The organism is Myxococcus sp. XM-1-1-1 (genome assembly GCF_020037095.1).
Classification (GTDB): Bacteria; Myxococcota; Myxococcia; order Myxococcales; family Myxococcaceae; genus Myxococcus; species Myxococcus fulvus.
Genome location: NZ_JAIQDH010000012.1, coordinates 68170 through 87388, shown reverse-complemented (window position 1 = coordinate 87388; position 19219 = coordinate 68170). Strand labels below are relative to the sequence as shown.

Below are 19219 nucleotides of genomic sequence, written 5' to 3'. Positions count from 1 at the left end.
TGTACCCTGGAGCTGCCCCCGGGCCGACGCGGCGAGTCGTGCGTCTGGTGTGGCTTCGTCTTTTCCGCCGTGAGTCGGCGCCGCCCGGCACGAAAGAAGCGATGAGCGCCACCTACCGTCTGACGGGACGCATCGAGTCCGGAGAGCTCGCGGAGCTCTACGAGGCCGTCCAGGCTCCCTCGGGCGAAGTGGTGGTCAAGCTCTTCCACCCCAAGACGTCGGACCCCGCCTACGCGCTGGACCTGGCGGAGACGACGCGCCTGCTCCAGCCCGTGCGCCACCCGGGCATCCTCCACGTGGTGGACATGGGCGTCGTGCGCCAGCGGCTCGCCGTGGTGCGCGAGGACATGGACGGCTACCTCCTGGGCACCGCGCTCCAGCGGCTGCACACCAAGGAGGTCGTCCTCCCGTACACGGTGGCGCTCTACATCGTCATCCAGCTCCTGGACGCGGTGCAGAAGGCGCACGAGGCGGGCGTCGTCCACGGCGCGCTCACGCCCGGCAACGTGGTGCTGGGGCGCAACGGCACGCCCGCCGTCTGTGACTTCGGCGCCATGCGCGCGCTGCTCGCGGTGCCCCAACTGCGCAAGTCCTTCGCGGGCCGCGGTCGAGGCACCTACCGCGCGCCCGAGGTGACGCGAGGGGAGGCCGCCACCGAGGTGGCGGACGTGTATTCGCTGGGCGCCATCGCCTACGAGCTGCTCACCCAGCGCGAGCCGGTGGTGCCGGGCAGCGGCGGCGTCTCCACGCGGCGCAGCGAGTCGCTGCCTCCGCCCAGCCGGTTGGACCGGCGCATCAACAGCCGGTTGGATCCGCTCATCCTCCGCGCGCTGGAGCCCAACGCCGGGCGGCGCTTCCGCTCGTGCGGCGAGTTCTCCAACGCGCTCCGCAACTTCCTCTCGGCCAGCGGCGGCATGCCGGGCATCGAGGACGTGCGCCGCTTCGTCAACGAGCTGTTCCCCAACGAGGTCAGCGTCGCCAGCACGGCCCCGCCGTTCAAGGAGCCGTTCCAACTGGAGCCCATCTCCGGCGCGGAGATGGACGACCTGGGCGCCGAGGAGCCCGAGGCCTCCATCGTCCAGCGCGCTCCCTACAGTCGGGCGCTCACGGAGGCGGAGGCCGGCGCGGAGACCCAGGAGTCCGTTCCCGGCTTCGACGAGTACCGGCCCGAGGAGTACGAGCAGGACATCGCCTCCACGCAGACCCGCGTGAAGGACGCCCCCGCGCCCCAGGCCCCCGCTCACGGAGAGGACTGGACGGAGGGGACGCACACGGCGGCGGTCGAGCAGGACTGGGATGCGCCTCCGGGCGCCGCGCCGCCCAAGCCGCGGCGTCAGCAGGGACAGCAGGGGACGGGAATGGCGGCCCCCGGTGCGCGTCCGCCGGCGCGCAACGCTCGCATGCGCGTGGTGGAGGACTTCTCCGCGCCGTCTCCGCTGTCGGATGATGACGAGGAGTTCTCCGTCGCCGGCCGTCGCGCCGCGGCCCGTGCGAAGCGTCCGCCGCCGCCCGTGGAGAAGGGCCCGCAGACGCTGCCGGACCCCATGCCCGCGGTGGTTCGCCCGGGCCATCGCGCCGACATGGCGGTGCCGGCGTCGACCTCCCAGGACATCCCCGTGAGCTCCGCGGCGCCCGCCCGCCCGAGCACCCGCGCGCGGCTCATCCTCGCGACGGAGGCGCGTCGGGGCCGCTGGCTCGCCATCGCCGGCGTGCTGGCACTGGTGGGGTTCGCGACGTTCCTGGTCGCCGCGTGGCGGCTGGGTGATTCCGAGGCGCCCGCCGAGGAGGAGGTCGAGCCCCTCGGCACGGGCCCGTCGCCCGCCATCCCCATCCCCCGGCCCGCGCCTGCGCCGAAGGCCGCGGTGGTGGAGCGGGAGCCGGAGCCGCGCGCGGAGGAGCCCGAGGAGGAGGTCGTCCCCGCGAAGGCGATTCCGGCCTCGCAGCGCGGCTACCTGACGCTCACGACCAACGAGCCGGCCAAGGTGTATCTGGACGGAAAGCTCATCAGCAGGACCACGCCCCTCAAGCGCTATCCCATGCGCGTCGGCGCGCACGAGCTGGAGCTGGTCGCGCGCACCACCGGCGAGCGCATGCCCCTGTCCGTTCAGATCCGACGAGGGAAGTTGACCTCCTCGATCGTGGTCGACTTCCGCCCCGCTCCCCGACGGTGACTGACTCCATGGACCGCACCCGCATCTTCGTCGTCGAGGACCAGCCGCAGCTGCTCAAGAACCTGCTCAAGGTGCTGAGCACCTTCGACGAGCTGGAGGTGGTGGGCAGCAGCCAGGAAGGGGAGGCCGCCGTCGAGGACATCGTCCGCGTCCGGCCACAGCTGGTCCTGTTGGACCTGGAGCTGCCGGGCATCAACGGCATCCAGGTGACGCAGAAGGTGAAGCGTCAGGCGCCCGAGGTGGAGATCCTCATCCTCACGTCCTTCGACGACGAGCAGAAGGTCTACGAGGCCATCCAGGCGGGTGCGTCCGGCTACCTGGTCAAGCGCGTGGGCCCGGAGAAGATCCGCTCCGGCATCCACGAGGTCATGGGCGGCGGCACCGTGCTGGAGCCCATCATCGCCCGGCGCTTCTGGAACTACTTCCAGTCCATCCAGGGCAAGCCCGCCACGCCGGAGAAGAAGGCGGACAACCCCTGGAAGCTGACGCCCACCGAGTTCGAGGTGCTGCGCTACGTGGCCAAGGGCCTGTCCAACGCGGAGGTGGGGCAGGTGATGACGCTGGAGCGGCGCACGGTGCGCACGCACCTGTCTCATATCTACCGGAAGATGGGGGTCAACTCCCACGTGGAGGCGGTGGTGATGGCCCTGCGTGAAGGGGTCGTGGACCTGTAGCCGCGCCCTGTATACGGTGGGGGTCTATGCGCAAGGCCCCCTCGAAGACGTCGGCTCCCGCCCGCGCCGCGGACCCCTCCCTCCAGTCGCTGTTCGACGTGCATGAGGCCACGCTGCCCAATGGCCTCCAGGTGCGCCTGCTGGCCAACCACCTGGCCCCCGTCGTCAGCCTCTACACCTTCTTCAACGTGGGCAGCCGCAACGAGCGCCCCGGCATCACCGGCATCAGCCACCTGTTCGAGCACATGATGTTCAACGGGGCCAAGAAGTACGGCCCCAAGATGTTCGACAAGACGCTCGAGTCCAACGGCGGCAGCTCCAACGCGTACACGTCCCACGACATGACGGTGTACTACGACGACTTCTCGTCGGACGCGCTGGAGACGGTGCTGGACCTGGAGTCGGACCGGATGCGCTCCCTGCGCATCTCCCAGGAGATGCTCACCAGCGAGCGCGAGGTGGTGAAGGAGGAGCGCCGCGTCCGCATGGACAACGACATCGGCGGGATGATGGACGAGGAGCTCGGCTCGCTCGTCTACAAGGCCCACGCGTACCGCTGGCCCGTCATCGGCTGGATGGCGGACATCGAGGCGATCACTCGCGAGGACTGCCAGAACTACTTCCGCACCTACTACGCGCCCAACAACGCCATCCTCTACATCGCAGGGGACATCGACCCGAAGAAGACGCTGGCGCTGGTGCGCCGCTACTACGGCGACATCCCCCGGGGCCCCGCGCCCCAGCCCGTCATCAACGCGGAGCCCGAGCAGCGCGGCGAGCGCCGCTCCACGGTGCGCCACCCCGCGCAGTCGCCCGCCGTCGTCATCGGCTACAAGGGCCCCCCGGCCCGGGACGAGGACACGCTGGCGCTGGACGTGGCGCAGTACGTGCTCACCAAGGGCGAGGGGAGCCGGCTGACGCGCTCGCTCTTGTACGAGCAGAAGGTGGTGGTGGGCGTGGGCCTGGACTGGTCCTGGCGCATCGACCCGGGCACCATCCTCTTCTTCCTGGAGCTGATGCCGGACTCCGATCCGCAGAAGGCGGAGGCCGCGCTGTACGCGGAGCTGGAGAAGCTGGCGCGCGACGGAATCACCGAGCGCGAGCTGCAGAAGGCCCTCAACAACCTGCGCTCGGACCACCTGCGCGAGCTGGGCACGAACAACGGCCGCGCCCACGCCATGGGCAACTACGAGGCGCTGCTGGGTGACTGGCGCCATGTGCTCACGCTGCCGTCCGCCTACGCGTCCATCACCCGCGAGCAGGTGCAGGCCGCTGTCAGGAAGTACCTCATCCCCGAGCGCCGCTCCGTCGTGACGCTGCTGCCCGCGCCCTCCGAGGCGTGAGCCCGGACCGACTCCAGAAAGACTCCATGGCCTCTCGCAAGAGCCGAACCTCGAAGAAGTCCGCCGCCCCCCGCCGCGCCGTGAAGAAGGCCCCGGCCCGGGCGGCGAAGAAGAAGTCCTCCTCCCGGAAGACCGCGTCCGCCGTCGCCACGACGAGCCGGGAGCTGGTGTTCCCCACGCTGCACGAGAGCACCACGTCCAGCGGCCTGAAGGTCATCGCCGCCGAGCGTGGACCGCTGCCGCTGGTGTCCATGCGGCTGGTGATTCGCGCCGGCAGCTCCACGGACCCCGAAGGCAAGCACGGCATCGCGGACTTCGCGGGCCAGCTGCTGCGCCGGGGCACGCGGAGGCTGAACGCGCAGGCCATCGACGAGGCCGTGGAGTTCGTCGGCGCCAGCCTGGGCGTGGGCGTGGGCGAGGACACGCTGTCCGTCGCCATCACCACCCCGGCCGAGCACTTCGCGCAGATGCTGGGCGTCATGGGCCAACTGGTGATGGAGCCCACGTTCCCGGAGTCCGAGGTCGCCGATGCGCGCGAGCGCGCGCTGGCCCAGTTCGCGAATGATTTGGACGAGCCGTCCGTCATCGCCGACCGCGCCCTGGTGCGTGCGCTCTGGGGCAAGCACCCCTACGGGCACAACGTGAGCGGCTCGGTGAAGACGGTGAGCACCTTCACCCGGGACGACGTGGTGCGCTTTTACCAGGAGCGACTGGGGCCCAAGGTCGCCATGCTGGTCGTGGTCGGCTCGGTGGACCCGGGCCGGGTGGCCGCGGCGGCCGAGGAGGCCTTCGCCGGTTGGACGGGCGGGCCGGACAAGGCGCCCGTCATTCCTCCGCTGGAGAAGGTGGCCAAGGCGGGGCGGGTCATCGTGGTGGACAAGCCGGACCAGACGCAGTCGCAGGTGCGCATGGGCGGCCCGGGCTATCGCACGGGGCACGAGGACTACTTCCCGGCGGCGGTGATGAACACCGCGCTGGGCGGCGGCTTCACGTCGCGCCTGATGAACGAGGTCCGCGTCAACCGGGGGCTCACGTACGGCATCGGCTGCTGGTTCGACGCGATGCACGCGGCCGGCATCTTCGCGCTGTCCACCTTCACCAAGACGGAGTCGACGCGGGAGATCATCGACGTATCGCTCGGGGAGATCGCCAAGGTGCGCGACTCCGGCCTCAAGCCGACCGAGCTGCGCGACGCGCAGGCGTACATGGGCGGGCTGTATCCGCTGCGCACGGAGACGAACGAGTCCATCGCGAGCGCCATCTCCGACATCCGGTTGAACGGGTTGGGGGATGACTGGGTGTTGCGCTTCCGCGACAGGCTCAAGGCGGTGACGCCCCGGCAGGTGGCGGCGGTGGCGAAGAAGTACTGCTTCGCGGAGCCGCCCACGATTGTCGTGCTGGGCAACGCGGCCGCGGTGAAGAAGCAGCTGAAGGGCCTGGGGCCCATCACCGTCGTGCCGGCGTCGGAGTACGAGTGACCGAGCCTCGCATCCTCTTCGAAGGGGGAGGGGTGCTGGTGGTGGACAAGCCGCCCGGGGTGCCCGTCATCCCCGGGCGGGACGGCGGGCCCTCGCTGCGCGATGCCTTGGAGTCGCAGCGCGGGCGGAAGATCTTCGTGGTGCACCGGTTGGATCGGGACACGTCGGGGGCGCTCGTGTTCGCGCTCGACGCGGCCGTGCACCGCGCGCTGTCCATCGCGTTCGAGTCCGGCAAGGTGCGCAAGCGCTACCTCGCGCTGGTGGAGGGCCGCATCGACGCGCCGTCGCTCGTCGACGCGCCGCTCATCGCCGCGCGAAAGGGCCGCATGCGGGTGGCGAGGCCGGGCGAGGCGGAGGCGAAGCCGTCACGCACGCGGGTGCGTCCGGTGGAGAGCTTCGACAAGGCCACGCTCGTGGAGGCCGAGCCGCTCACGGGCCGCACGCACCAGATTCGCGTGCACCTGCTGTCGCTGGGACATCCGCTGCTGATGGACCACCAGTACGGCCGCGACACGGCGTTGACGGAGAAGGACCTGGGAGGGCAGGGCGACGGCGTGGTCCTCGAGCGCACGCCCCTGCATGCCGCGCGGGTCGAGTGGCCCGCGCTGCCAGGCGTGGAGGCTCGCGGAGTGGATGCGCCGCTGCCGGAGGACATGGTGCGCGCGCGTGACCTGCTCCGGCGCACGCTGGGTTGAGCGGGTGGCGCCGAGGTGGGCGTCACTGCCGGAGGATGCGCGCGCCTGCGCCGGTGAAGCCGTGTGAGGTGCCTGCGCCGCTGCTGGCGACATGGCGCACGCATGCTGCTTCGGCCCGCGCCCTGTCGAGCCGAACGGGCTACTTCACCTTGAAGGCGTTGGACGACGCCTGCACGCCGAAGCGGTCCGTCACGGTCAGCACCACGTTGGCGCCCTGCGCGTCGATGGCGATGTTCTGCACGCAGATGCCCCCGACGAACTTGTCCAGTGAGGTGGGGTTCACGTTGCCGTTGTTCTTGCTGATGGACAGGTCGACCTTGTCCGTGAAGTCCGCGGCGCGCGGGCCCACGGCGCGGACCGTGATGGTGAAGGGCTGGCCGATGTCCTGGTCCGAGATGGGCTCGAACGCGTAGCCGGTGATGTCTCCCTCGCCCATCGGTCGGGTCGGATCCTGCCCCGCGTCGGGCTCCGGGCCTCCATCCGCGACGTAGACGCCTCCGTCGGGGATGCCATCGGGCCCCGCGTCCGGCGTTCCCGCGTCCTGATTCCAGAGCGTGAATCCCTGGGGGCTCGTGGTCTCACGCCCATCGTCCAGCGCCACGCGCACGTCATAGGCCGCGGCGCCGAGGTTCGCGGGGAGGTCCACCGCGAAGAGGCTCTGCGCGTTCAGCGCGATCACCCTGGCCTCCTGATCTCCGATCCACACCCGCGTGCGGCCTTGGAGCTGCGCCTCTCCCTCGGCGTAGTCCAGGCGGACGGGGAACGCCGCATCGATCTCCAGGAGGATGGGGTCGGTGCGTCCGACGGTGTCCGAGGCGGGCCGGACGGAGACGATGCGTGGCGCGGGGAGCGATGTGCTCGAGCCACAGGCGGACAACACCACCATCGCCAGGAGCACGAGCGCGCGGGTCATGGCTCGAACCTCATCCCCAGCAGCACCGAAACACCGCCGAGCTGGGCGTCCAACCACGGCGTGCTCGCCGGAGCCCACGCACCGCGCAGCTCTCCCAACGCGCTCCAGCGCCCGAATCGGTACGCGCCCTGGATGGCCAGCAACCCCATGCCGGAAAGCTTGCTCTCTTTCACCTCCGCCGGGAAGTCGGTCTGGAGTCGGTGACGGAAAGGCGCCACTCCTCCTCCTGCTCGGCCGTACAGGGACAGCGCCGCGCCGCGCAACAACTCGACGCGCGCCGACACGAGCACCGGCACCGCGAACACCTGCGAGCGCACCGCGCCGAGCGCGCCCACCGTTCCCCGGAAGGACGCGGCCCGCACGCCCACCTCCAGCTCCCCCGCCAATCGTCGCTCCCACCAGGGCGTGGTGAACGCCACCCCCAGCGCACCGAAGGGACCCGAGTTGTCGCCCCGCGCGAACACGCCCCCCGCGAGCACCTGGACCGCCGGGCGCCACGGTGCATCGCCCACGAGGGCAGGGGGCGGTTTGGCCGCGGGAGGCTTCGTCACGACGACGACCCGGAAGACCTCCGCGTGCGCGCGCACGTCGTCTCCAGCGCCGTCGGCCTGGACGACGGCCGTCACCGAGGCCGCGTCCTCCTCCGGCGTCACCCGGAAGCGGGCGATGTCACCGACCTCGATGGGCTCGGCCCGTCCCCCATCGACGTGCAATTTCAACCGCGCCACATCCAGCGGCCCCTCGCCCGCCACGAGCAACCACCCGCCCCGGGCAGGCAGCGGTGCGGGCGTGAGGGCCGCGACATGGGGACTCACCCTCGGGACATCCAACGGCGCGGAGGCATCCGTGCGCAGCTCCCCGCGCGTGGCGAGCACCCGCGCCGAAGCGACCCCCGGAGGCACCTCGAGAGGGACACGCGCCTTGCCCTTCCCATCCGCCTGGACCGGGCCGAAGTGCGTCTCACCCACGAGCACCGTGACGGAGGCCCCGGGCGAGGTCGCCACGTCGAGCGTCGTCTGCCCCAGCAGGGCGAGCCGCAGCACGGTGACCTCGGGCGGGCCGTCGGCGGCCTCCACCCAGAACAGGAACACCGCCACCAGCGGATGCCGGACGGGCGGCGGCGTCCACTGGAACGTCCGCACCGCGCCGTGCGCCAGGCGCTCCTCGGCGAAGTGTCCGGAGGAGGCGGCCACCCGCAGCCCCCCCGTCTCCGGAGGCACGCGGACCTTGAGGGACACCGTCTTGTCCCTCCCGAGGACGACCCGGGTGGGGGAGGCGAGCACCTCCAACCCGGGCCCTCCCGAAACCGGGACCGCCATGGCCGACGACGCGGCCACGGCGAAGACTAGAAAAGCCAGGAAGGGCGGTAAGCGGGTGCGCACGAGCGATTCCGCCGAACTTCGCCCTCCAGGCTCTTTCCGGTCAACCCTCGCTGACGGGGGCGTCCTCGGCGGGGGTGTCCAGCGCGGCGGCCTGCGGCTTGTCCGCGGGGCCGGTGGCCTGCCGGACGGGCGGGCTGAAGGCGGGCTTCTCGGTGGGAGCGCCGCCCCGACCGTGCACCAGCGTCTTGGTGTCGGTGCGGAAGGTGATGTCGAACTTGTCGCCCCGCACGGCCGTCACGAAGCCCACGCCGAACGTCGGGTGCTGGAGGACCTGATCCACCGCGTAGGTGTCCTTCGGGCTGTAGCGGGGCGCGTTGGCCACGTCCTTGCCCGCCAGCTGCTCCTCGAAGGAGATGATGATCTTCTCCGCCTTGGTGGTGCCGCTGGACGACGCCCGGCTCGCGCGCGGGGTGCTGCTGCTGGTGGAGGTGGGGCGGTCCGTGGTGCCAGGAGCCCCGCGGTAGGCGTGGTCCCCGTTGCACGTGTTGCAGCGCACCCGAGCAATCTTCGTCCCCACCATCGCCAGGATGGTGTGCGCGAGGGTGAGCTTGCAGCGGGTACAGTACGCGTCCACCTCGCCGCCGACCTTTTGAGTTGCCATGTTCGTCTGAGTTCTCGGCCCGGCGCGCCTGTGACGGGGAGCCGGGCATGAAGGAAAGGGGCGCGGAACATAAACGCAACGCTTCGAAGTGAGGTAGTCCCTTCGTCGTCCGCTCGCACGGGAACACTTCGCTTGTGCCCCCCTTCGCACCACGTAAGAGTAGGCGCCTGAACGCATGACCACGCAGACCCCCAGCAAGCCGGCTCGCGAGCCCGGGATGCTCACCCAGACGGTGAGCAGCTTCGGCAAGGGCCTCATCGACGTCGTCAGCTCCATTGGTGGCGTGGTGACGCTGGCCTTCGACGTGGCCCGGTGGAGCGTCCGACCTCCCTACCGGCTCCACAACCTGTTCGCCCAGCTGGACTTCGTGGGGGTGGGCTCCATCTTCATCGTCGGGCTGACCGGCCTCTTCACGGGCATGGTGTTCGCCCTGCAGACCTCCGAGGCCTTCCGCATGTTCGACGCGGAGAGCCTGGTGGGCCCCACGGTGGCGCTGACGCTGACGCGGGAGCTGGCGGCGGTGTTCTCCGCGCTGATGGTCACCATGCGGGCGGGCTCGGCCATGTGCACGGAGCTGGGTACCATGCGCGTCACCGAGCAGGTGGACGCCCTGGAGACCATGGCCGTCAACCCGGTGCAGTACCTGCTGGTCCCCCGGGTGCTGGCGGGCCTGTTCATGGTCCCCATGCTGACCATGCTGTTCAACACCACGGGCATGTCCGGCGCCTACTTCGTCGCGGTGGGCGGGCTGGGCATCTCCCCGGGCACGTTCCTCACGCGCACCCAGGCTTGGCTGGAGCCGGCGGACGTCTACGAGGGCGTCATCAAGGGCGCGGTCTTCGGCCTCTCCGTGGCGCTCATCTGCTGCTACAAGGGCTTCAACGCCTCGGGCGGCGCCAAGGGCGTCGGTCAGGCGACGACGGAGGCGATGGTGGCCAGCGCGCTGTCCATCTTCATCCTCGATTTCCTCGTGGGCATCGTGATGCACTGATGGCTGCCTCCGGTCCTCCTCCGCGTCCCGAAGCCGGCGCGTCCACGAAGCCGATGATTCAAATCGTGGACCTGCAGAAGACGTTCGGTGAGAACAAGGTGCTCACCGGCATCAACCTCTCCGTGCCCCAGGGCAGCACGTGCGTCATCCTCGGGGGCTCCGGCTCCGGGAAGACGGTGCTGATGAAGCACATGATCGGCCTGCTCCGCCCGGACAGCGGCCAGGTCAACATCGATGGGGAGGACATCGTCCCCATGGGCGTCGAGGACCTGCAGCGGGTGCGCAACAAGTTCGGCATGGTGTTCCAGGCCGCGGCCCTGTTCGACTCGATGACGGTGTTCGAGAACGTGGCCTTCCCGCTGCGCGAGCACACGAAGCTGTCGGAGGACGAGCTGTACGCCAAGGTCCGCGCCAAGCTGGACCTGATGGACCTGAAGCGGGAGGTGGAGTCGAAGTTCCCCTCGGACCTGTCGGGCGGCATGCGCAAGCGCGTGGGCCTGGCGCGGGCGGTGGTGCTGGACCCGAAGATCGTCCTCTACGACGAGCCGACCACCGGCCTGGACCCCATCACCACGGACTCCGTGGACGAGATGATCCTCGCGGCTCAAAAGGGGCTGGGGGTCACCAGCGTGGTCATCAGCCACGACATCTCCTCGGCCTTCAACGTGGCGGACCAGATCGCCTTCCTGTCCAAGGGCGTCATCGTGGAGAACGGCACCCCGGAGCAGCTGCGCATGTCCCAGCACCCCGCGGTGAAGGTGTTCCTGGAGACGTGGTTCGGGAAGAATTGACAGGGTCTGCGCCCGCCGGGTCCGGTTTCAGGAAAATGTGGCACTCCGGATGCAAAACGTTAGAGTCGCGCCCGGCCGGTAGCCCTCGGAGTCACATCAGGTGAAGAAGCTCGTTACGCCTTTCCGTGTTGGCCTGCTGGTCATCGCCGCGGGGGCCTTTTTCGTCGGCTTCGTGCTGTTCGCGCGCGAGGGCGGCCTGAGCGACAGTGACTCCACGCGTGTCTGGGCCTACTTCCGGGATGCGTCCGGCCTGGCGGTGCGCGGGCGGGTGCAGATCGCCGGCATCCGGGTGGGAGAGATCGACGACATCGTCCTGGAGGGCACGCGGGCGCGGGTGTTCCTGAAGATCCGCAACGACGTGGACCTGCGCGAGGACGCGGTCCTCACCAAGCGCTCGGAGTCGCTCCTGGGCGACTACCTGCTGGACCTGAACCCGGGCACGGAGAACGCCCCCAAGCTGGAGACGAACGGGCAGATCCGCCGCGTCATCGACAGCCAGGGCATGGAGGCCATCTTCGAGTCGCTGTCGCAGATCACCTCCGACATCCAGCAGGTGACGGGCGCGCTGCGAGAGGTGCTCGGCGGCGAGCGCGGGGCGGGCTCGCTCCAGCGCATCGTCGAGAACCTGGTGCGGCTGTCGGACTCGGTGGACGCCACCGTGCGCCGCAACGCGGACCGCCTGGACGTCATCCTGGCCAACTTCGAGGGCGTGTCGTCCGACGTGCGGACCATCACCCAGAGCAACCAGGCCGACGTGGGCCGCATCGTCGACAACATCGAGTTCATCACCCGCGACGTGCGCGAGGTGCTCGCCAGCGTCAAGAACATCGTCGGCAGCGGGGAAGGGGACTTCAAGGAGAGCGTCGCCAGCCTCAAGCAGACGCTCACCAAGCTGGACAACTCCCTGGGCAACCTGGAGGAGATCACCCGCAAGGTGAAGGACGGCGAGAGCACCGCCGGCATGCTGCTCACCGACGAGAGCGTGGGCCGCGAGGTGCGCGAGACGGTGCGCGACGTGTCCAGCCTGGTCTCCCGCCTCACGGAACTGCAGACGGAGGTGGGCATCCAGAGCACCTACCTGGCCGCGCAGGGCCGCTCGAAGAACATGCTGTCCCTGCGCCTCATCCCCCGGCCGGACAAGTACTACCTGCTGGAGATCGTCGACGACCCGCGCGGCACCGTCACCACCCAGGTGGTGCAGACCAACCCGCCGTCGGAAGGCGACCCGGTCATCCAGACGCAGAAGGTGACCAAGGAGAGCCTGAAGATCAGCGCGCAGTTCGCCAAGCGCTGGTACTTCACCACCCTGCGCGTGGGCCTCATCGAGTCCACCGGCGGCGTGGGCGCGGACCTGCACCTGTTCGACGACGCGCTGACCCTGAAGATGGACGCGTTCAACTTCGCCGCGGACGAGCTGCGCTACCCCCGGCTGCGCGCCACGCTGCGGGCCCAGGCCTTCGACCACCTGTTCGTCGTCGCGGGCATGGACGACATGCTCAACGCGCAGCAGCGCGACGTCGTCACCCAGCGGCTCATCGCCGGCCGCGACTTCTTCGTGGGCGGCGGCCTGTTCTTCACCGACGACGACCTCAAGGCCATCATCACGGCCACCGGCATCCCCTCGCCCTGAGCGTCGCCGGAGCGCGGCGAGCTTGACGCCGGCCGTGAAACCGCGTACCCGGCACGGGCACGGGGTCCTGGTAGGAAGCCGTGCTTTCTCGGCCATTTCCAGGAAGCTCGCATGTCCCTGCTCGTCGTCGGCTCCGTCGCATTGGACTCGGTGGAAACCCCCTTCGGACAGAAGGAGGACGTCCTCGGCGGGTCCGCCACGTTCTTCTCCACGTCGGCGTCGTTCTTCTCCCCCGTGCGCGTCGTCGCCGTGGTGGGGGAGGACTTCCCCGAGGCCCATGTCAGCTTCCTGAAGGGCCGGGGCATCGACCTGGAGGGCCTCACCCGCGAGTCCGGCCGCACGTTCCGCTGGAAGGGCCGCTACGGCTACGAGCTGAACGAGGCGAAGACGCTCGACACCCAGCTCAACGTCTTCCAGGCGTTCTCGCCGGACCTGCCCGCGTCCTACCGCGACACGCCCTACGTCTTCCTGGGCAACATCCACCCGGAGCTCCAGGCGCGCGTGGTGGACCAGGTCCGCAACCCCAAGCTGGTGGCCGCGGACACCATGAACTTCTGGATCCAGGGCAGCCGCGACGCGCTGCTCAAGACGCTCCAGCGGGTCAACCTGCTCTTCGTGAACGACGCGGAGGCGCGGCAGCTGGCCGGCGAGCACAACGTGGTGAAGGCCGCCCGCGCCATCCTCGGCATGGGGCCCCAGCGCGTGGTGGTCAAGCGCGGTGAGTACGGCGCGCTCCTCTTCGAGAAGGACCACATCTTCGCCTGCCCGGCCTTCCCCCTGGCCGAGGTCTTCGACCCCACGGGCGCCGGAGACACCTTCGCGGGTGGCTTCATGGGCACCGTGGCCACCGCGGCGTCCGGGGTGGACTCGGCCGTCCTGCGCCGCGCCATGGTCATGGGCAGCGTCATGGCCTCCTTCACCGTGGAGAAGTTCAGCCTGGAGCGCCTGCGCGAGGTGACGCGCCCGGAGATCCACGCCCGCTTCGCGGAATTCAAGAAGCTGACCCACTTCGAGGACCTGGGGCCGCTGGAGCGCTGAGTGCCGGGCGGGCAGGGTGGGGTCCGGCCCCACCCATGAACTTGACGGTGGATTCAGGCCGTCCCTAGGCTTTCCTCCTTTTGGGTGCTCGGGGAAGGAAGAGGGTTGAGCGATAACCGAAAGTCCGCGCGGGTGCCGACCTTGCTTCGCTGTTGGTGCGAGACCGACAATGTCACCCTGTACGCGCGCATCACCAACCTGAGCGAGGGCGGCCTGTTCCTGCGGACGAGCACGCCGCTGAAGCGAGGGGCGAAGGCGGTGCTCCGGCTGACCCCGGGGGATGATCCCGAGGTGCAGACCGCGGCCACGGTGGTATGGCTGCGGGAGGAGGAGGACCGGGCCTATCCGCCGGGGATGGGGTTGCGGTTCGAGTCGCTGGACGCGGAAACCCTGGGGCGGCTCCGGCGGATTATCTCTCAGCAGCAGAAGAACCCCGTGAAGGCGGTCTGGGCCGGCTGAGCGCCGGGCTCCCACCAGCCGAGGCATCCATGCGCATCGCCGTCATCTCCGACATCCACTCCAACATCGAGGCGCTCACCGAGGTGCTGCGGGTCTGCGAGCAGCAGAAGGTGGACCGCATCGTCTCCCTGGGTGACATCGTCGGGTACGGCGCGTCGCCGAATCCCTGCTGTGAGCTGGTGCGCTCGGTGGCGGAGGTGACGCTCTTGGGCAACCACGACGCCGCGGTGGCGGGGCGGATGGACTACTCGTACTACTACGACGCCGCCCGGCACGCGCTGGACTGGTCCGCCAACGTCCTCACGGACGAGAACATGGCGTGGCTGCGCAGCCTGCCGTACACGTACCGCATCGGCGAGGTGGGCTTCTGCCACGGCTCGCCCATCGACCCGAAGGCGTACGAGTACATCTTCGCGCTCGAGCAGGCGCGGGAGCTGACGCCGTACGTGGAGGAGCTGCCCGAGGTGACGTTCATCGGGCACAGCCACCTGTGCCGCGCGTTCGCCATCGGCAATGGCGAGGTGAACGACGTGGTGGCCCAGAAGTTCGGCATCCGCCGGGGCTACAAGTACATCATCTCCGTGGGCAGCGTGGGCCAGCCGCGCGACTACGACAACCGGGCCTGCTTCGTCATCTGCGACACGGACGCTCGCACGGTGGAGTACCTGCGGGTGGAGTACGACATCGAGACGGCGGCGCAGAAGATCTTCGACGCGGACCTGGCGCTCAACTTCGGCAAGCGACTGTTCCTCGGGGTTTGACGCGCCGCCTTCGGAAAACTGTGCACGGGCCGGGGGACATGAAATAAACCGGGTCCGTGCGCCCCCAGGTCCTCCGAGTGTCCCTCCGGCCCTTCGCGGCCCTGCTGTCCTCCCTGTTGCTGCTGCTGTCGGCCTGCCGCCGCGAGCCGCAACCGTCGTCGCCGGAGTACCAGCAGGCCACGCGCCAGTTCCGCGAGCTGTACGCGCAGAAGCTGGATGAGGCCTATCTGGACCCGAAGATGGGCCCCATCGAGGCGCAGCTCCAGCGCGTGCCGCAGGACAGCCTGGATGCCCCTTCCGCGCAGGAGCTGCTCCAGCGCATCCAGCGCGAGCGCACCCGCATGCAGTCGGAGCTCGCCGCGCGCCAGAAGGCCGTGGCCAGCGCCCGCGAGATTCCGCCCGGCGCGCCCTCCACCACGCTCGCGCCCCCGCCGCCGCCTCCTCGCGCCGAGCCCGTGGACGCGGGGCCTCCGGACGCGGGCCCCGTCAACGGTCCCCAGGTCGGTTCTCCGGCGAGCGAGCTGGTGGCCGGCTTCCGCGGCTGCTTCAAGCGCGGCACGCCCATCGACGTGGAGGGGCGGGGCATCCGGGACGCGTGGGAGATGACCGACAGCACGGCCTGCCGCCTGGAGTACCCGGGCCACGTGGGCACGGTGCTGCTGACCGAACAAGGCCGGGTCCTGATGTTGTTGCCCAAGAGCTCCGTGACGACGGTGACGCGGACGCTGGATGCCGGGACCGTGCCCCCCGCGGCGACGGACGCCGGCCGTTAATCAAAGACGCCCCATGAACGACCAGACCTTCATGAAGTTGATGCGCCTGTTGCCCAAGTCGGCCCTGTCGACGGTGGTGGGCATGGCCACTCGAGCCCCGCTGCCCGCGCCCGTGCACCAGGCGGCCATGCGCGCGTTCGCCCGCTCCTACAACGTGGACATGGCGGAGGCCGAGCACCCCATCGAGCACTACCCGACGTTCGCCCAGTTCTTCACGCGCGGCCTGAAGACGGGCCTGCGTCCCATCGACGCGGACGCGAAGTCCGTGGTATCGCCGGTGGACGGGCGTGTGTCGCAGGTGGGCTACTCCGACCTGGGGCGGTGCCTGCAGGCCAAGGGCATCGAGTACACGGTGGACGAGCTCTTGGGGGACGCGGAGGCGGCGAAGCCGTTCCACGGTGGCGCCTGGACGACCATCTACCTGTCGCCCAGGGACTATCACCGCATCCACTCGCCGCTGGCGGGCACCATCACCGGCTACGCGTACATCCCCGGTGAGTTCTGGCCGGTGAACCCGGCGTCGGTGCTCAACAAGCAGTCCCTGTTCTGCGTCAACGAGCGGCTGGTGACGTACCTGGAGACGGCCGCGGGCAAGTGCGCCGTGGTGAAGGTGGGCGCCACCTGCGTGTCGCGCATCAAGGCGGCGTACGACGACGTCACCACGCACACGGGCCAGCCGGGCAAGGTGCACCGGTATCAAGAGGGCTACAAGGTGGAGAAGGGCGGCGAGCTGGGCCGCTTCGAGATGGGCTCCACCGTCATCCTGCTGTTCGAGCCGGGCCGCGTGAAGTGGGACCCGGTGCTGCAGGAGGACGCGGTGCTGCGGCTGGGGCAGCGCATCGGAGTGGTGCCGTGAGCCAGACGCTCGCCGCCGTCAAGGGCATGAATGATCTCCTGCCAGGGGAGATTGAAATCTGGCAGCACGTGGAGGGGCTGGCCCGGGAGCTGTTCGGGCGCTTCGGCTACGGGGAGATCCGCACGCCCATGGTGGAGGACACCGCGCTCTTCGTGCGCAGCGTGGGCGAGGAGACGGACATCGTCGGCAAGGAGATGTACACCTTCGACGACAAGGGTGGCCGCAGCCTGTCCTTGCGTCCCGAGGGCACGGCGCCCGCGGCGCGCGCGTACATCGAGCACTCCATCCTGAACCAGGAGCCGCTGACGCGCTGGTTCTACACGGGGCCGATGTTCCGGTACGAGCGGATGAAGACGGGCCGCTACCGGCAGTTCTATCAAGTCGGCGCGGAGGCCTACGGCTCGAAGGAGCCGGCCCAGGACGTCGAGGTGATGGACATGGTGGCCCAGTTCCTCCAGGCGCTGGGGCTCCAGGACATCGCGCTCAACCTCAACTCGCTCGGCGACGAGGCCTGTCGGCCCGCGTACCACGCGAAGCTGGTGGAGTACCTCAAGGCGCACATCGACGAGCTGTGCGGCGACTGTCACCGCCGCATGGAGACGAACCCGCTGCGCGTGCTCGACTGCAAGAACCCCAAGTGCCAGGAGGTCGCCGGCAAGGGGCCCAACGTGCTCGAGTTCCTGTGCGAGCCGTGCAAGGCGCACTTCGACGACGTGCAGCGCAAGCTGACGGCGCTGGACATCAAGTACGTCGTCAACCCGCGCATGGTGCGCGGCCTGGACTACTACACGCGCACCGTCTTCGAGTTCATCGCCTCGCACCCGGCGCTCGGCACCGCGAGCACGGTGGGCGGCGGTGGTCGCTACGACAAGCTGGTGAAGAGCCTGGGTGGGCCGGACGTGCCCGCCGTGGGCTTCGCGTGTGGTCTGGACCGGCTGGTGCTGCTCTTGAAAGAGGGCACCCGGAAGTTCGGTGCGTCGCCGGACCTGTTCATCGCGGTGGCGGATCCGGGCTCGCAGGACACGGCCTTCACCCTGGCCAGCAAGCTGCGGCGCGAGGGCCTGCGCGTCGACTTCGACACCCGGGGTGGCAGCCTCAAGAGCCAGATGAAGCGCTCCGACAAGAGCGGGGCCCGCTTCACGCTGGTGCTCGGTGAGCAGGAGCGCACCTCGGGAGAGGCGAAGCTCAAGCGGATGGCGGATGGTTCGCTGATCCCCGTGAGCCTGAGCGGCCTCGCCGCCGCGGTGCGTGAGCATTCGGCGGCGACCGAGGTTGCGCAGCGCGGCAACGCGACCTGATGTCTCAGTCAGGGATTGTGTTGAATCCCTGACATTTCCACGAATCCCGGAGGTGGTCTGTAACCTCCGGGAAATCCAGGGAGAACTCCGGGCGACTCAGTCGCGTGACCTTGGCCGGTGCGGTAGACTTCCGCCGTCAATGTCGAGTGAGTCCCCCAGCTCCGCTCCGTCCCAGGCCTTGCGCTGGATTCCCGTTCGGGGAGACAGCATGTGGCCGTCGTTGCGGGATGGAGACGTGGCGGGTGTCGAGCCGCTGTCTCGCGAGCCCCGCCCTGGTGAGGTCGTGCTGGCGCGGTTCGACGATGCGCTGGTGCTCCATCGGGTGTGCGCGGTGCGCGAGGGCGTGCTGTCGCTGCGCGGGGACAACGCGGCCGGAGAGGACCCTCCCATCGCCGCGTCGCGGATCCTCGGGTGCGTGGCGCGCGTGCGCAGGAGGGGCGTGGAGCTGGGCTCTGCGTGGGATGGTGGGCCGTCGCGCCTGGGACGGCTGCGCGCGTTGGTGCGCGGGCGGGTGGCGCGGTGGCTGGGGCGGCGCTCATGAGCGGCGACTTCGGAGGGGACAGTCATCCCCGGCGTCGCTCGGGAGCGGAGGGGCAGCGCTTCGGCGCGGACTTCCTGCTGCTGGACGCGGAGGGCCGCACGCTGCGGGGCCTCAACGCGACGGCGGTGCGAATCTGGGAGCTCAGCGACGGGACGCGCTCGGCGCGCTCGGTGGCCGAGGTGGTGGCCCGTGAGTTCTCCATGGACGTGGGCGCGGTGCTCGCGGACACGTTGCGATTTCTGACGGAACTGGCCCGCTTGGGCCTCATCGAAGAGCTTCAGGAGGTGCGGTGATGCGAGCGCGCATTGCGGGCTTCTCGGCGGCGGCGCTGCTGCTGGCGGCCTGTACGGAGGGCGGCGTGGCGCCCAAGGTGTCGGAGTGGACGGACGCGCCTTCCCGGGAGGTGCCGCCGGTGTCCCCGACGGACGTGTTGGGCGAGGAGGACGTGGCGGCCCGGCCTCCCGCGGCGGATGTTCCCGTCGTCGGCGAGCCGATGCCCGCGCCCCTGACGGGGCACGCCGAGGTGGTGGAGTCCGGCTCGCGAGGCCTGTCCGACGTGTCCCAGGTGGACGTGGACCTGACGCTCACGGGCGTGCGCGGCAAGGGCACGGTGGAGGTGGAGTTCGTGTCGCCCGCCGGCCACCCGTATGAGCGGCGGACGAGCGTGGTGGTGGCGAAGCCGGACATGACGCGGACCTTGCGCTTCTCGCTGCCCGTGGCCGGGACGACGGTGGCCACCTCCGCCATGAGCGGCACCTGGCAGGTGCGCTTCCTCTTCGACGGGGCGCCGCTGACCACGGCCGCCTTCACCCTGGAGCCGTGAC

20 protein-coding genes are annotated in these 19219 nt (G+C 69.8%); 17 read left to right on the top strand and 3 right to left on the bottom strand.

What is annotated here, in order from left to right; translation table 11 throughout:
- Positions 1-101: 101 nt before the first annotated feature.
- From K8640_RS23215 to K8640_RS23195, 5 genes are read left to right on the top strand one after another with little or no spacing between them, the layout of a single operon-like run.
- Positions 102-2171, top strand: a complete 2070-nt coding sequence (locus K8640_RS23215; RefSeq protein ID WP_223749032.1) for a serine/threonine-protein kinase — start codon at positions 102-104, stop codon at positions 2169-2171.
- A gap of 8 nt (positions 2172-2179) precedes the next feature.
- Entirely contained in the window at positions 2180-2845 is a 666-nt protein-coding gene (locus K8640_RS23210; protein ID WP_223749031.1) for a response regulator transcription factor, read from the top strand.
- Positions 2846-2871: 26 nt separating this feature from the next.
- A complete protein-coding gene (locus K8640_RS23205) occupies positions 2872-4188 on the top strand; it encodes a pitrilysin family protein (RefSeq protein WP_223749030.1) in 1317 nt (438 codons plus the stop codon).
- 26 nt (positions 4189-4214) lie between these two features.
- A complete protein-coding gene (locus K8640_RS23200; protein ID WP_223749029.1) occupies positions 4215-5666 on the top strand; it encodes a pitrilysin family protein in 1452 nt (483 codons plus the stop codon).
- The gene (locus tag K8640_RS23195; RefSeq protein ID WP_223749028.1) at positions 5663-6361 is read left to right on the top strand and encodes an RNA pseudouridine synthase; all 699 of its coding nucleotides are present in this window, start codon (positions 5663-5665) and stop codon (positions 6359-6361) included. The genes K8640_RS23200 and K8640_RS23195 overlap by 4 nt, the downstream gene beginning before the upstream one ends.
- 139 nt (positions 6362-6500) lie before the next feature.
- Here the strand turns inward: K8640_RS23195 and K8640_RS23190 are convergent, their stop codons facing one another.
- From K8640_RS23190 to K8640_RS23180, 3 genes are all read right to left on the bottom strand, one after another.
- The gene (locus K8640_RS23190; RefSeq protein WP_223749027.1) at positions 6501-7274 is read right to left on the bottom strand and encodes a hypothetical protein; all 774 of its coding nucleotides are present in this window, start codon (positions 7272-7274) and stop codon (positions 6501-6503) included.
- Positions 7271-8593 carry a hypothetical protein gene (locus K8640_RS23185; RefSeq protein WP_223749026.1) on the bottom strand — a complete coding sequence of 441 codons (1323 nt, stop codon included), beginning with the start codon at positions 8591-8593 and terminating at the stop codon, positions 7271-7273. The genes K8640_RS23190 and K8640_RS23185 overlap by 4 nt, the downstream gene beginning before the upstream one ends.
- 103 nt (positions 8594-8696) lie before the next feature.
- Complete coding sequence (locus K8640_RS23180) at positions 8697-9257, bottom strand: hypothetical protein (protein WP_223749025.1); 561 nt, start codon at positions 9255-9257, stop codon at positions 8697-8699.
- Positions 9258-9432: 175 nt separating this feature from the next.
- Between K8640_RS23180 and K8640_RS23175 the strand changes: the two genes are divergently transcribed.
- From K8640_RS23175 to K8640_RS23120, 12 genes are all read left to right on the top strand, one after another.
- A complete protein-coding gene (locus tag K8640_RS23175; protein ID WP_223749024.1) occupies positions 9433-10248 on the top strand; it encodes an ABC transporter permease in 816 nt (271 codons plus the stop codon).
- On the top strand, positions 10248-11039 hold the full coding sequence (locus K8640_RS23170; protein ID WP_370640380.1) for an ABC transporter ATP-binding protein: 792 nt from the start codon (positions 10248-10250) through the stop codon (positions 11037-11039). Before K8640_RS23175 ends, K8640_RS23170 begins: the two co-directional genes overlap by 1 nt.
- Positions 11040-11139: 100 nt before the next feature.
- Positions 11140-12669, top strand: coding sequence for an MlaD family protein (locus tag K8640_RS23165; RefSeq protein ID WP_046713871.1), 1530 nt, complete (start codon positions 11140-11142; stop codon positions 12667-12669).
- Between the two features lie 111 nt (positions 12670-12780).
- Entirely contained in the window at positions 12781-13707 is a 927-nt protein-coding gene (locus K8640_RS23160; RefSeq protein ID WP_223749023.1) for a PfkB family carbohydrate kinase, read from the top strand.
- 105 nt (positions 13708-13812) lie between these two features.
- Positions 13813-14166: a TIGR02266 family protein gene (locus K8640_RS23155; protein WP_223749022.1), complete on the top strand. Its 354-nt coding sequence runs from the start codon at positions 13813-13815 to the stop codon at positions 14164-14166.
- 29 nt (positions 14167-14195) lie between these two features.
- Positions 14196-14927 carry a metallophosphoesterase gene (locus K8640_RS23150; RefSeq protein ID WP_141330841.1) on the top strand — a complete coding sequence of 244 codons (732 nt, stop codon included), beginning with the start codon at positions 14196-14198 and terminating at the stop codon, positions 14925-14927.
- Positions 14928-15004: 77 nt separating this feature from the next.
- The gene (locus K8640_RS23145; protein ID WP_223749021.1) at positions 15005-15700 is read left to right on the top strand and encodes a hypothetical protein; all 696 of its coding nucleotides are present in this window, start codon (positions 15005-15007) and stop codon (positions 15698-15700) included.
- 13 nt (positions 15701-15713) lie between these two features.
- Positions 15714-16556: an archaetidylserine decarboxylase gene (gene asd / locus K8640_RS23140; RefSeq protein ID WP_141330837.1), complete on the top strand. Its 843-nt coding sequence runs from the start codon at positions 15714-15716 to the stop codon at positions 16554-16556.
- A gap of 26 nt (positions 16557-16582) precedes the next feature.
- Positions 16583-17854: a histidine--tRNA ligase gene (gene hisS / locus K8640_RS23135; RefSeq protein ID WP_223749138.1), complete on the top strand. Its 1272-nt coding sequence runs from the start codon at positions 16583-16585 to the stop codon at positions 17852-17854.
- Between the two features lie 139 nt (positions 17855-17993).
- On the top strand, positions 17994-18395 hold the full coding sequence (locus tag K8640_RS23130; RefSeq protein ID WP_223749020.1) for a S24/S26 family peptidase: 402 nt from the start codon (positions 17994-17996) through the stop codon (positions 18393-18395).
- Entirely contained in the window at positions 18392-18688 is a 297-nt protein-coding gene (locus tag K8640_RS23125) for a PqqD family protein (RefSeq protein WP_223749019.1), read from the top strand. The genes K8640_RS23130 and K8640_RS23125 overlap by 4 nt, the downstream gene beginning before the upstream one ends.
- The gene (locus K8640_RS23120) at positions 18688-19218 is read left to right on the top strand and encodes a hypothetical protein (RefSeq protein WP_223749018.1); all 531 of its coding nucleotides are present in this window, start codon (positions 18688-18690) and stop codon (positions 19216-19218) included. The genes K8640_RS23125 and K8640_RS23120 overlap by 1 nt, the downstream gene beginning before the upstream one ends.
- Position 19219: the final 1 nt, after the last annotated feature.

Bases quoted from the DNA above. Each gene is read 5' to 3' on its own strand.
- K8640_RS23215 (WP_223749032.1), top strand. From the start codon at position 102: ATGAGCGCCACCTACCGTCTGACGGGACGCATCGAGTCCGGAGAGCTC.
- K8640_RS23210 (WP_223749031.1), top strand. From the start codon at position 2,180: ATGGACCGCACCCGCATCTTCGTCGTCGAGGACCAGCCGCAGCTGCTC.
- K8640_RS23205 (WP_223749030.1), top strand. From the start codon at position 2,872: ATGCGCAAGGCCCCCTCGAAGACGTCGGCTCCCGCCCGCGCCGCGGAC.
- K8640_RS23200 (WP_223749029.1), top strand. From the start codon at position 4,215: ATGGCCTCTCGCAAGAGCCGAACCTCGAAGAAGTCCGCCGCCCCCCGC.
- K8640_RS23190 (WP_223749027.1), bottom strand. From the start codon at position 7,274: ATGACCCGCGCGCTCGTGCTCCTGGCGATGGTGGTGTTGTCCGCCTGT.
- K8640_RS23185 (WP_223749026.1), bottom strand. From the start codon at position 8,593: ATGGCGGTCCCGGTTTCGGGAGGGCCCGGGTTGGAGGTGCTCGCCTCC.
- K8640_RS23180 (WP_223749025.1), bottom strand. From the start codon at position 9,257: ATGGCAACTCAAAAGGTCGGCGGCGAGGTGGACGCGTACTGTACCCGC.
- K8640_RS23175 (WP_223749024.1), top strand. From the start codon at position 9,433: ATGACCACGCAGACCCCCAGCAAGCCGGCTCGCGAGCCCGGGATGCTC.
- K8640_RS23170 (WP_370640380.1), top strand. From the start codon at position 10,248: ATGGCTGCCTCCGGTCCTCCTCCGCGTCCCGAAGCCGGCGCGTCCACG.
- K8640_RS23160 (WP_223749023.1), top strand. From the start codon at position 12,781: ATGTCCCTGCTCGTCGTCGGCTCCGTCGCATTGGACTCGGTGGAAACC.
- K8640_RS23150 (WP_141330841.1), top strand. From the start codon at position 14,196: ATGCGCATCGCCGTCATCTCCGACATCCACTCCAACATCGAGGCGCTC.
- asd (WP_141330837.1), top strand. From the start codon at position 15,714: ATGAACGACCAGACCTTCATGAAGTTGATGCGCCTGTTGCCCAAGTCG.
- hisS (WP_223749138.1), top strand. From the start codon at position 16,583: ATGAATGATCTCCTGCCAGGGGAGATTGAAATCTGGCAGCACGTGGAG.
- K8640_RS23130 (WP_223749020.1), top strand. From the start codon at position 17,994: ATGTCGAGTGAGTCCCCCAGCTCCGCTCCGTCCCAGGCCTTGCGCTGG.
- K8640_RS23125 (WP_223749019.1), top strand. From the start codon at position 18,392: ATGAGCGGCGACTTCGGAGGGGACAGTCATCCCCGGCGTCGCTCGGGA.
- K8640_RS23120 (WP_223749018.1), top strand. From the start codon at position 18,688: ATGCGAGCGCGCATTGCGGGCTTCTCGGCGGCGGCGCTGCTGCTGGCG.